At 65.1% G+C, this 12,618-nt stretch carries 10 protein-coding genes; all 10 read left to right on the top strand.

Annotated features, from left to right (window positions below; all coding sequences use genetic code 11):
* Positions 1-48: 48 nt before the first annotated feature.
* The 10 genes from cysK (at position 49) to Q0D52_RS06705 (ending at position 12,319) form a co-directional block, all read left to right on the top strand.
* The gene (gene cysK, locus Q0D52_RS06750) at positions 49-981 is read left to right on the top strand and encodes a cysteine synthase A (RefSeq protein ID WP_294381218.1); all 933 of its coding nucleotides are present in this window, start codon (positions 49-51) and stop codon (positions 979-981) included.
* A gap of 460 nt (positions 982-1,441) precedes the next feature.
* Positions 1,442-1,966: an HdeD family acid-resistance protein gene (locus tag Q0D52_RS06745; protein ID WP_294361685.1), complete on the top strand. Its 525-nt coding sequence runs from the start codon at positions 1,442-1,444 to the stop codon at positions 1,964-1,966.
* A 207-nt stretch (positions 1,967-2,173) separates the two neighbouring features.
* Positions 2,174-4,375, top strand: a complete 2,202-nt coding sequence (gene ligA / locus Q0D52_RS06740; protein WP_294381203.1) for an NAD-dependent DNA ligase LigA — start codon at positions 2,174-2,176, stop codon at positions 4,373-4,375.
* Positions 4,376-4,610: 235 nt separating this feature from the next.
* A complete protein-coding gene (locus Q0D52_RS06735; RefSeq protein WP_294381201.1) occupies positions 4,611-6,245 on the top strand; it encodes an ABC transporter substrate-binding protein in 1,635 nt (544 codons plus the stop codon).
* Between the two features lie 244 nt (positions 6,246-6,489).
* Entirely contained in the window at positions 6,490-7,473 is a 984-nt protein-coding gene (locus Q0D52_RS06730; RefSeq protein ID WP_294381199.1) for an ABC transporter permease, read from the top strand.
* Positions 7,473-8,324 (top strand): ABC transporter permease, encoded by an 852-nt coding sequence (locus Q0D52_RS06725; protein ID WP_294381197.1) that lies wholly within the window; start codon positions 7,473-7,475, stop codon positions 8,322-8,324. The genes Q0D52_RS06730 and Q0D52_RS06725 overlap by 1 nt, the downstream gene beginning before the upstream one ends.
* Positions 8,325-8,336: 12 nt before the next feature.
* A complete protein-coding gene (locus Q0D52_RS06720; protein ID WP_294381195.1) occupies positions 8,337-9,491 on the top strand; it encodes an ATP-binding cassette domain-containing protein in 1,155 nt (384 codons plus the stop codon).
* The gene (locus Q0D52_RS06715) at positions 9,485-10,078 is read left to right on the top strand and encodes an ATP-binding cassette domain-containing protein (RefSeq protein ID WP_294381192.1); all 594 of its coding nucleotides are present in this window, start codon (positions 9,485-9,487) and stop codon (positions 10,076-10,078) included. Before Q0D52_RS06720 ends, Q0D52_RS06715 begins: the two co-directional genes overlap by 7 nt.
* Before the next feature lie 170 nt (positions 10,079-10,248).
* Positions 10,249-10,821 carry a cytochrome c3 family protein gene (locus Q0D52_RS06710; RefSeq protein WP_294381190.1) on the top strand — a complete coding sequence of 191 codons (573 nt, stop codon included), beginning with the start codon at positions 10,249-10,251 and terminating at the stop codon, positions 10,819-10,821.
* 10 nt (positions 10,822-10,831) lie between these two features.
* Positions 10,832-12,319, top strand: a complete 1,488-nt coding sequence (locus Q0D52_RS06705; RefSeq protein ID WP_294381188.1) for an FAD-dependent oxidoreductase — start codon at positions 10,832-10,834, stop codon at positions 12,317-12,319.
* Positions 12,320-12,618: the final 299 nt, after the last annotated feature.

The raw sequence follows: 12,618 nt of genomic DNA, 5'->3' as shown, positions 1-12,618 counted from the left end.
ACGGCGTTCCGCACGTGGCAATCAACGGCGGACAAGCGAGAGAGGAACATCATGGCCATCTACAAGAGCGTGTCCGAGTTGATCGGCGGCACTCCGCTGGTGGAGCTGTCCAACTACGAGAAGAATCACAACCTTGAGGCCACCATCGTGGGCAAGGTGGAGCTGTTCAACCCGGCAGGGTCGGTGAAGGACCGTATCGCGAAGGCGATGCTCGACCAGGCCGAGGCCGAGGGCAAGCTGGATGCCGACACCGTCATCATCGAGCCGACCTCCGGCAACACCGGCATCGGCCTGTGCTCGCTGGCCGCCGCTCGCGGCAACCGCATCATCATCACCATGCCGGAAACCATGTCGGTCGAGCGTCGCAACCTTATGAAGGCCTACGGCGCCGAGCTGGTGCTCACCGACGGCAGCAAGGGCATGAAGGGCGCCATCGCCCGCGCGTCCGAGCTGGCCGAGGAGATCCCGAACTCGTTCATCCCCAGCCAGTTCACGAACCCGGCGAACCCCGCCGTCCATGAGCGCACCACCGGCCCCGAGATTTGGGCGGATACCGATGGCAAGGTGGACATCCTGGTCTCCGGCGTGGGCACTGGCGGCACGCTTTCCGGCACGGGCAAGTACCTGAAGTCGCAGAACCCCGACATCAAGGTGGTCGCCGTGGAGCCCGCCGGCTCCCCGGTGCTGAGCGAGGGCCATGGCGGCGCGCACAAGATCCAGGGTATCGGCGCGGGCTTCGTGCCCGACACGCTGGACCAGTCGGTTTATGACGAGGTGCTGCCCATCACCGACGAGGAGGCGTTCCGGGCCGGCCGCGAGCTGGCGGGCAAGGACGGCCTGCTGGTGGGCATCTCCTCCGGCGCCGCGGTTGCCGCCGCAACGAAGCTGGCGCAGCGCCCCGAGAACAAGGGCAAGCTGATCGTGGCGGTGCTCCCCGACACCGGCGAGCGTTACCTGTCCACGGCAATGTTCAACTTCTAGGAATCGCAAAACGCCTGCTTTGCGGTGAAAGCTGCAGGTTGGCGAATAAGAAAGAACTCGGCGAAGGCGCCCCGCTCCAAGCAGGAGCGGGGCGCCTTGTGCGATAGGTAGGCCATGCCGGATAATACGGGGCTTCGATTCCTGATGATTCGCCCATCGGTTGCGGTATCGGCGCAATTTCGGTGCAATAGGGCGAATGGGAGAACTCGGAGGAAATACCCCATTTCAAGCAGGAACGGGGCGCTTCGCGTGCAAGATGGGCTTTTGCGGTCGGCGCGAGATACGACCCCGTTACAATTTGCTTGCCGATCGCCGCGCACGCGCGACCTTGGGTACAATAAAGGAAACGTTGGGGGTGGGGGAACCCGCTCAACGCGATACGGGTGGGAGATTCCGCCTGGTGCGATTGGGGCGGAGATATCCGTCTCGCATGAAAGGTTATCGGGGAAAGGGGCGCATCATGAGCGCGAGCAAGCATGACTGGGGATTGATCGTTGCAGGTATCGCCTTGGCGGCGGCCGGCTTCTTCTGCATGGTGGCACCGGGGCTGACCATCGTGACCATCGCGGCCGTGGTGGGCGCGTTCTTCCTGGTGGCGGGCGTGTTCGACATCATCAGCTACATCAGGCTGCGTAACATCCTGCCGCGCAGCGGTTGGGAGCTTGCCTATGCCATCATCGATGTGCTGCTGGGTCTGATCTTCCTGCTGCACCCGATCGCGTTCTCCGCGGTGGTGCCTTGGCTAGTGGGCGTGTGCTTCGTGGCGTTCGGTGTGTTCGAGGTGGTCGCTTCGGTGAAGGCGCACGGCTGGGGCGTGCCGATGTGGGGATGGGCGCTGTTCAGCGGCGTGCTGAACGTGCTGTGCGGCGTCGCGTTCTTCGTCATGCCCCAGATGCTCAGCGTGTTCCTGGCCATCATCTTGCTGGTGCGCGCTGCAACCCTGATGGTGTACGGTTGGAACGCGGGCCGTTATATCACGATGTAGCGTGTGCGCTGCGTCGGGTTTCGGCCGGCGCTGTGCGCGCGTGATAAAATCGCAACGGAAAAATGGGCCTCGGGCACGTGCCCGAGGCTTTCTTGTCGGCGGGCATCGCGCGGTTGCGCGGCGTCGTGTCGGACGAAGTGGCGGATGGAGCTGCGGATGAGGCGGCGGCAGAAGCTGCGAACGAGGCGGCGAGCGAAAGGGCTTGAGATGGCGAACGAGCAGGTGGACGGCCAGATGGACGATAGGGCGAACAACCAGGCGAACGAGCAGGTCATCGAGCAGCAGTCCCTGTTGAGCGGGGAGGCGCTGGCGGAGGCGACCGGCGATCCGGCGGCGCGCATCGAGGCGCTGCGCCGTGAGATCGAGCACAACAGCTACTTGTATTACGCCAAGGACGCGCCCGCCATCAGCGACGCCGCGTTCGACTCCCTGATGCACGAGCTGCGCGCGCTCGAAGCGGCGCACCCCGAGCTCATCGACCCATCCAGCCCCACGCAGCGCGTGGGCGGTTACGTGGGCGAGCAGTTCGCTCCCATCCAGCACGAGCGACGCATGTACTCGCTTGACGACGCCATGGGCGCCGAGGAGCTCGACGAATGGCTGGCGCGCGTCAAGGAATTTTTCGGCACCATCCCCGAACTGGTGTGCGAGCTGAAGATCGACGGCTCGTCGGTGGCGTTCACCTACGAGGGCGGCCGCCTTATCCGTGCGGCCACGCGCGGCGACGGCACCACGGGCGAGGACATCACAGTGAACGTGCGCACGGTGAAGGACGTGCCGCTGCGCCTGCGCGACGGTGCCCTGGCTGGGATTCGCGACACCGACGTCTCCATCGAGCTGCGCGGCGAATGCTACATGCCCAAGACCAGCTTCGAGTCGCTCAACGCCGCCGCTGAGGCCAACGGCAAGCAGCCGTTCGCCAACCCGCGCAATGCCGCTGCGGGCAGCCTTCGCCAGAAGGACCCGCAAATCACGGCGCATCGCGACCTTTCCACGTTCGTGTACGCCGTGGGCGACGAGCGCAAGCTGGTTGCGGAAACGCAGTGGGACCTGCTCAAATGGCTGGGCGAAGCCGGATTCCACGTGAACCCCGATATCGCGCTGGTAAGCAGCGCGGAGGAGGTGCACGAGTTCTGCCGCAAAAGCCTGGAGCGCCGCGATGCGCTGCCCTACGACATCGACGGCGTGGTGGTGAAGGTGAACTCGTTCGCGCAGCAGGAGGCCATGGGCTACACGGCCCGCGCGCCGCGCTGGGCCATCGCGTTCAAGTTCCCGCCCGAGGAGAAGACCACGCTTTTGCGTGACATCACCGTGCAAGTGGGGCGCACGGGCAAGCTGACGCCGGTGGCGGAGATGGACCCGGTGCTGGTGGCGGGCTCGACCGTGGCCCGTGCCACGCTGCACAACGAGGACGAGGTGCTGCGCAAGGATGTGCGCGTGGGCGACACGGTCATCGTGCGCAAGGCCGGCGACGTGATCCCCGAGGTGCTGGGCCCCGTGCTCAGCCTGCGCCCGGCAGACGCGCAGCCCTGGAGCATGCCCAAGGAGTGCCCGAGCTGCGGAAGCCCCGTGGTCCGCGAGGACGGCGAGGCGGATTACCGCTGCATCTCCATCGATTGCCCTGCTCAGGCGCTTGAGCGCCTGCTGCATTGGGCCAGCCGCGGCGCCATGGACATCGACGGCATGGGCGAGGAGATCGTGCGCCGCCTGGTGGAATCCGGCCGCGTGAGCGACGTGGCGGACTACTACACGCTCGACGAGGTGGAGCTGGCGCAGCTGCAAACGGGCCGCACGAACAAAGAGGGTGAGCCCATCTGCCTGGGGCAGACCATCGCGAAGAAGCTGGTGGCGGCCATCGACGAGTCGCGCACGCGCCCGTTCGCCCGCCCGCTGTTCGGACTGGGTATGCGCCACGTGGGCAAAACCATGGCCGAAACGCTGGCGCGCGCGTTCCCGAGCATGGACGCGCTGATGGCGGCCACCGAGGAGCAGCTGGCGGCGGTGGACGGCGTGGGCCCGAAGATCGCGCATTCCACGTACCTGTTCCTGCGCACGCCCGACAACGTGCAGGTCATCGAGCGCCTGGCGAAGCACGGCGTTCGCCTGGCCGACGACGTGGAGGCGGAAGCCGCCGATGCGCTGCCGCAGACGCTCGAGGGGTTGACGTTCGTTCTGACCGGCAGCCTGACGCAAAGCGGCATGAAGCGCGACGAGGCCGGTGCGGCCCTGAAGGCGCGCGGTGCGAAGGTGTCGGGCAGCGTGTCGAAGAAGACGAGCTTCGTGGTGGCCGGCGAAGCGGCGGGCAGCAAGTACGACAAGGCCGTGGCGCTGGGCGTTCCCGTGCTGGACGAGGCCGCGCTGCTGCGCATCATCGAGACGGGCGAAGTGCCGACGGCGGATGGGGAATAGCGCGACTGCGTTGTCTGGGGCATTTCTCCGGGTGTTGCGCCCGCGCAAACCTACCAGATGCCGGTGTTTCGGGGCCGTTCGCATGAAGGAGTTACGAATTTGGGATTCGTAACATCGAATCGACCGGCGCGCCTGCTATAGTGTGTTACGGATTGATATCTCGTAACACCAGGCAGGCGCGCAATGAAATCGCAGACGTCGCGCGCCTTCGCCTGGTCGATGAAAGGATTTCTTGATGAAGAGCTTCTCCAGGCGTACGTTTTTGCAGGTGGCGGGCGTAAGTGCCGCTGCAGTGGGCTTCGGCGGCGTGCTGAGCGCCTGCGCCGGCGGCTCCAATGCGGGTTCCGGCTCCGCCGCTAGCGGGGAGCACGCCTCTCAGGTTACCGTTTCCATGCCGGTGAGCAGCGAGCCTGCTGCCGGTTTCGATCCCTTCGTCTCCTGGGGCTGCGGCGAGCATGTGCACGAGCCGCTCATCCAGTCCACGCTTCTGACCACGAAGGCCGACATGGGCTTCGAGAACGACCTGGCAACGGCTTACTCGTGCGGCGACGACGGTCTGACCTGGACGTTCGCCATTCGCACCGATGCCAAGTTCACCAACGGCAAGCCGGTTACCGCTCATGACGTGGCCTACACCATCAACGGCGTGGCGAACAACGAGGCCAGCGAGTGCGACCTGACCATGGTCGACGAGGCCGTCGCCATCGACGACGAGACCTGCGAGATCCACTTGAACAAGCCGTTCAATGCGCTGCTGTACACGCTGGCGGTTATCGGCATCGTGCCTGATGGCGGCCATGATGCCGACTACGGCAGCAACCCGGTGGGCAGCGGCCGCTACATGCTCGAGCAGTGGGACCGCGGCCAGCAGGTCATCCTGAAGGCCAACCCCGACTATTACGGCGAGGCGCCGAAGATCGAGCGCGTCGTGGTGGTGTTCATGGAGGAGGACGCCAGCTTGGCGGCCGCTCGTTCCGGCCAGGTGGACGTTGCGTTCACGTCGGCCACCTTCGCCAACCAGCAGCCGAAGGGCTACGACCTGCTGAACTGCGCTTCCGTCGACTCGCGCGGCATCTCGTTGCCCACCATCGCGCCGGGCGCCACCAAGAAGCAGACGGGCGAGGAGTACCCTGCCGGCAATGCGGTCACGCAGGACCTGGCGCTGCGCCGCGCCATCAACTATGGCGTGAAGCGCCAGACGCTCATCGACAACGTGCTGAACGGCTACGGCCAGATCGCTTATAGCGTGGGCGACAACATGCCTTGGTCGACGGATGCCATGAAGTGCGAAGAGGACCTTGCACGCGCAAAGGCCCTGCTCGACGAGGCGGGCTGGGTGCCCGGCGCCGACGGCGTGCGCGCCAAGGACGGCGTGACGGCCGCGTTCGACCTGTACTATTCGTCCTCCGACTCGGTGCGCCAGGCCATCGCCATGGAGTTCGCCAACCAGATGAACGAGCTGGGTATCAAGGTGTCGCCGAAGGGCGCAAGCTGGGACGACATCTACCAGCATCAGTTCAGCGACCCGGTCGTGTGGGGTTGGGGTTCCAACAGCCCGATCGAGGTGTACAACCTGAACTACTCCACGGGCAACGGCAACTACTCCTGCTACGAGAACGCCGCGGTGGATGCGCACCTGAACGCTGCGCTGGCCGATCCCGTGGTCGCCGATTCGTATGACGAATGGAAGCTGGCCATGTGGGACGGCGAGAACGGCGTGGCGCCGCAGGGCGATGCCACGTGGGTGTGGTTCGCCAACGTCGACCACCTGTACTTCGTGGCCGAGGGCCTGAAGGTTGCCGAGCAGAAGCCGCATCCGCATGGTCACGGCTGGTCGATCGTGAACAACGTGGATAAGTGGAACTGGTAGCAACCGGCTGAACGCCGCAGGGGCGGGGCGCGTGAACGCACCTCCGTCCCCTGTTCACCGGTAGGGGCGGGGCTTGCCGTAGGGCTTGCCCCGCTTTTGCGGTTCTAGCGGCTTGGATTCGGGTGGCGCGCTCGCCTGCCTGAAGGCGGGCGGGTGTAGGCCCTTTTGGCGATTGAAGGGGTTTTTGGGCTCGGGGGCCGAAGGGCTTCCGGGCGAGGTTTCGAGATTTGGGACATTAGTAGGTATGACGAAGTATCTTGCTCGACATATCGTGCGGTTCGCGCTGCTCATGTTGGCGGTGGGGCTGGTGGTGTTCGCGCTGGTGAGCGCCTCGCCCATCGACCCTGTTCAGGCCAACGTGGGGCAGGCCGCATACGTGAACATGTCGGAGGCCAAGCGCGTGCAGCTGGCCAGCTACTGGGGCGGCGATGTGCCGTTTTGGGAGCGGTTCGCCAACTGGGCGGGCGCGCTTTTGCACGGCGACATGGGAACGTCGCTCAGGTTCAACGCGCCCGTGTCCGAGGTGATCGCGCACCGCGCGGCAAACTCGCTGGCTCTCATGGGCATCGCGTGGCTGGTCAGCGGCGTGCTGGGCTTCGCGCTGGGCGTCGTCGCCGGCGCGCGCCGCGGTGGGGCGGTCGATCGCGTGGTGCGCGGCTATTGCTTTCTGCTGGCGTCCACGCCCACGTTTTGGCTGGGTTTGCTCATCCTGATGATCTTCGCCGTGCAGTTGGGGTGGTTCCCCATCGGGTTCTCCGTGCCCATCGGCGTGTCGGCGGCCGACGTGACGCTGGCCGACGCGGCGCACCATCTGGTGCTTCCCGCGCTCACGCTTTCGGTGACGGGCGTGGCCAACATCGCGCTGCACACGCGCGAGAAGGTGGTCGACGTGCTTGAAAGCGATTACGTGCGCTTTGCGCGCGCCCGCGGCGAATCCGATTTGAGCGTGGTTTTGCACCATTGCCTGCGCAACGTGGCGCTGCCGGCGGTCACGCTGCAGTGCGCGTTCATCTCCGAGATCTTCGGCGGCTCGGTGCTGGTCGAGCAGGTGTTCTCGTATCCGGGCCTGGGGCAGGCGGCCGTCACCGCCGGCCTGGGCGGCGATGTGGCGCTTCTGGCCGGAATCGCCCTGGTCAGCGCTGCGTTGGTGTTCGGCGGCAACCTGCTGGCGAACATCCTGTACGGCGTTTTGGACCCGCGCATGCGCGTGAGCGAGGGGAGGGCGTAATGGAAAACGTGCTCCATGCTCCCGCGCAGCGCAGGGGCGGAAACCGTACAGCCACGCTGGCCGCGTGCGTTTTGGCGGCTTTTGCGCTGTTGGCCGTGGTTGCGGCGGGTATCGCGCTGTACGGCCAGGCGACGGTCACCGATTTCACCGCGAAGAACCTGGCGCCTTCGCTTGAGCATCCCTTCGGCACCGACTGGATGGGCCGCGACATGCTGGCGCGCACGCTGGCCGGCCTTTCCACCAGCGTGTTGGTGGGCTTGCTGGCGGCTACCGTGTCGTCGGTGATTGCGCTGGTGCTCGGCTGCGCCGCCGCGCTCGGCGGCAAGCGCGTGGACGCCGTGGTCAGCTGGATGATCGATCTGATGATGGGCGTTCCGCACATCGTGCTGCTGGTGCTCATCTCATTCGCGCTGGGGAAGGGCTTTTGGGGCGTGACCATCGGCGTTGCCGTGACGCACTGGGCAAGCCTTGCCCGCGTGGTGCGCGCCGAGGTGCTGCAATGCCGCCAATCGAAGTTCGTGGAGGTTGCGCGCAAGCTGGGGCAAAGCCCGGCGCGCATCGCGCTTCGCCATATGGTGCCGTATGTGCTGCCGCAGTTCGTGGTGGGTTTGATCCTGCTGTTCCCGCATGCCATTTTGCATGAGGCGTCCATCACGTTTTTGGGCTTCGGCCTGCCGCCCGAGCAGCCGGCCATCGGCGTGATCCTGAGCGAATCGATGAGCTATCTGTCCACGGGCGCTTGGTGGCTGGCGGTGTTCCCCGGTCTGGCGCTCATGGCGACGGTGCTGTTGTTCGACGTGGCCGGGCAGAACCTGCGCAAGCTGGTTGACCCGCATACCGCGCAAAAGTAGGTAGGGAAGATGATGACGAAGACGAACGGCGGTGCACCCATGGAGACGTCATCGGCGGGCAAAGCCGCCGAGCTGGCGCACGAGCGCACCGCGCACGAGGGTGCGCAGCTGCACCATCATCATACGCATGCGGCCACGTCGAGCCACGGCGGCGGGCATCACTTGCTGCAGGTGGAGGACCTGAGCGTGGGCTTCCGCATGTACGACGAGGACGCGCCTTATTTCAAGGCGAAACAGCACGATGTGCAGGTGCTTCACGAGCTGAGCATCGCCGTTCACGCGGGCGAGATCGTGGCCGTGGTGGGCGCGTCGGGCTCGGGCAAGACGCTTCTTGCCGATGCGGTTTTGGGCTTGTTCGAGCCCAACGCCACGGTGACGGGGCGCATCTGGTTCGATGGCGAGCGCATGGATGCGGCGGGTTTGCGCGCCCTGCGCGGGCATGGGCTGTCGCTTGTGCCGCAAAGCGTGAGCCACCTGGACCCCATGATGCGCGTGGGCAAGCAGGTCGAGGGTTTTGCGAACGACCTGTCGAAGGCCGAGCGCAAAGCGCGCCGCGAGCAGCTGTTCGAGCGCTACGGGCTGGGGCCTGAGGTTGCGCGCCTGTACCCGCACGAGCTGTCGGGCGGCATGGCGCGTCGCGTGCTTTTGTGCTGCGCGCTCATGGATTCGCCGCGCGTGATCGTGGCCGATGAGCCCACGCCCGGCCTTGATCTTGACCTGGCGGTTCGCGCGCTCGACGACTTCCGCGCCTTCGCCAACGAGGGCAACGGCGTGCTGCTGATCACGCACGATATCGAGCTGGCGCTGCGCGTGGCCGACCGCGTGGCGGTGTTCAAGGACGGAACCGTGGTAGAGGAGACGGCGACGGCGAGCTTCGCCGATCCCGGCCTTTTGCGCCATCCGTTCACCCGCGAGCTATGGCATGCCCTCCCCGAGCACGATTTCGCCGTGGGCGAAGGTGCTGGCGGGAAGGCGCCGGAGCGCGAGGACGAGAAGGTGTCGGCGCCGGCGCTCGGGTGCGAGGATGGGAAAGAAGCGGAGCAAGTCCGCACGGGCGAGGATGAGAAGGAGCTGGCGCCAGAGTCCGAGCGTGAAGATGAGCACGAGCCGGCGCAGGCGCGCGAGGGTGCGGACGGTTTCGACGGGAAGGAAGGTGGCGCGTGCTAGAGGCCAGAGACATCACGTTCGGGTATCCCGGCGCAAAACCCCTGTACAGCGGGTTCAGCTTGCAGGTGGAACCTGGCGAGCGTGTGGCGCTGCAGGCGCCCTCGGGGTTCGGCAAAACCACGCTGTGCCGCGTGCTTGCCGGGTTTGAGCGCCCGCAATCCGGTCAGGTGCTGCTGGATGGGCAGCCGCTCCCGCGCCGCGGCGTGTGCCCGGTGCAGTTGATCCAGCAGCATCCCGAGCAGGCGGTGGACCCACGCCTGCGCATGCGCAAAACGCTGGCGGAGGCGGGCGAGGTGCCGCAGCAGCTGCTCGACGACCTGGGCATCCGCGATGAATGGCTGCAGCGTTTTCCTCACGAGCTGTCCGGCGGCGAGCTGCAGCGCTTCTGCATCGCCCGCGCGCTGGCCACGCGCCCGCGCTACCTGATCTGCGACGAGGTGTCCACCATGCTCGACGCGGTCACCCAAGCCCACATCTGGCACGTGCTGCTAGACTACGTCGCCCAAGAAAACGCCGGCATGTTGCTGGTGTCCCATACCCCTGCGCTCACCGCCCGCATCGCGACTCGAGAGGTCGCACTGGCGTAACGTAATCCTGGACGTTTCGCCCACCCGTTTGCCCACCCGTTTTCGAAATTGCCTGGTAAACCACCCTGCTTCGTGTCTGCTGGTCGCTTTGTCCCCAGCCTATCCTTCGTCATGTCCTCCGCAAGGATGCGCGAGGATCTTGCATGGTTTCACGAGGGAGAGGAAGGGCCATGAGCAAAACGGATGTCTCCGGAAACGCCCAAAAAGGGCGCAAGGGACTCATCGTCACGGTTGTCGCGATCGTCGTGATCGCGCTTGCGGGTGCGGGCTTTTGGGTATGGCATCAGCAGCCGAGCTTCTGCAATGCAATCTGTCACAAGCCGATGGACCGCTACGTGGAAACGTATGAATCCGGCAACTCGTCGATGCTGTCGGCGGTTCACGCGAAGCAGGGCAAAGTGTGCCTGGATTGCCATGAGGCGAAGCTCGACGACCAGGTCGCCGAGGCCACCGCGTGGGTATCCGGCGACTTCACCGACCCCGTTGCCGAGAATACGTTCCAATACAACGAGAGTTTCTGCCTGAACGAGTCGTGCCACAACATGACGCGCGACGAGCTCACCGAATCCACCAGCGATATGGCGTTCAACCCGCATGTGCAGCAGCATGGCGATATCGACTGCGGCGAATGCCATAAGGCGCATTCCGAGTCCGTGATGTACTGCACGCAGTGCCATGCCGAGGCCGAGGTGCCCGATGGCTGGATGTCGTACAGCGACTACATGAGCGCGAAGCAGAGCTAGGGGGAGCGGAATGACTACGAACGATATGACGCTTGACGCACGTCGCGGCATGAGCCGCCGCCAGTTCGTCGGCCTTGCGGGCCTTGGGTTGGCTACCATCGCGCTTGGCAACCTGACCGGCTGTTCGAAGGGCGCGACGCAGTACACCTACGATGTGGTGGTCGTGGGTTCCGGTGGTTCGGGAACCACATCGGCAGCCTTCGCCGCTAAAAACGGCGCGAAGACGGTGTGCATCGAGAAGCTCGGCTGGCAGGGCGGTTCCAGCTCGCTGGCGCTCGGTACGTTCTACGGCTCGGGCACGGTGCAGCAAAAGGAGCTCGGTATCGACGACACGCCGGATGACTACTACAACTATCTGCTCACGCGTAACGCCGACAAGGTCGACTTGGCTATGAATCGCTTCATGGCCGATCACTCCGGCGAGACGATCGACTGGCTGCGCGAGGACCTGAAGGTCCCGTTCAAGGACGAGATCAAGGGCAACGGCAAGGACAAGGTCAAGCGCGGCCACATGTGCAAGAACAACGCCGATGACGCGCTGAAGGCCGTCACCCAGTTCGCCAACGAGCAGGGCGTGGACTTCCATTTCGATACCGACGCCACCGCGCTCATCGTGGACGAGTCAACGGGCCGCGTTGTGGGCGTGCGTGCCGAGAAGGCGGGCAAGGAGGTCATCTACAACGCCAAGGCCGTTATCATCGCGTCGGGCGGTTTCTGCCGCAATCCCGAGATGATCGCGAAGTATTGCCCTGATTATGTTGGCGTTTACACGGAAGTGGGCGTTGGCCTTGACGGTTCCGGGCTGCAGATGGGGTTGGACATCGGCGCGGCTTACACGGGTCACGGCGGCACGAACGGCATTCTGGCGTGTCCGGTCGAGCCTGGTCAGTCCAAGTTGATCAGCGCCAAGGCGCTGTGGGTCGACTCGAAGGGCAAGCGTTTCGTGAATGAAGGCGGCCAGACTCACGACATCTATTATCAGGTGGCGCACTTCGATGACCAGCAGTTCTTCGCCGTGTACGACCAGGCAATGGTCGACGGCTTGACCGATAAGCTCAAGGAGAAGGTTGCTATGGGCCTTGAGCAGGGCATGTTCGCCAAGGGCGACACCGTCGAGGCCGCAGCGGCCCAGCTGGGCGTGGACGGCGCGGCGTGCGCCGAGACGCTGGCGGCGTACAACGAGATGGTCGCATCGGGCGCCGACACGCAGTTCAAGAAGGGTGCGGCGAACCTGGTGGCGCTGACGCAGGCGCCGTATTACCTGCTCAAGATGGGCGTGTGCACGCACGGTTCGTTCGGCGGCTTCGACATCAACACCGACTTCCAGGTGAAAAACGAGCAGGGCGAGGTCATCCCGCGCCTGTACTCCGCCGGCGAGGTGTGCTGCGGCACCTTCATCTACGACGATTACCCGGCGGGCGGCTGCGGTCTGAACTTCGCATACACGTCCGGCCGTTTTGCGGGCGCGAACGCGGCAAGGGAGGCGCTTGGCGCGTAAGACCGCCGCAGTGGGAGCACGCGGTCAGCGTGGCGGGGCCAGGTAGGTCATCGCATGGTTGCCACGTCGGCGGAATGCGGCGGTGATCGGCGAGCCGCTACGTCCTTGCAATCGTTTGCGCAGCATGGTTTCGGGCTGCGTGTCCGCGGCTGGAGAAGATGTCAAGCCGATAAGGCGTCGCGGCCCGTGCTTCGGGGTGCGACGCCTTTGCGTTTGTCGACGTGAAAAGGCTTGGGCGAGCTTGTCGTGCTTTCAGCTTGCGCTTTGCCCCGGCATCTCGTTTCCGCTGATTTTCGCAG

The organism is uncultured Senegalimassilia sp., assembly GCF_934630535.1.
Classification (GTDB): domain Bacteria; phylum Actinomycetota; class Coriobacteriia; order Coriobacteriales; family Eggerthellaceae; genus Senegalimassilia.
This window is presented reverse-complemented; position numbering and strand designations above follow the sequence as displayed.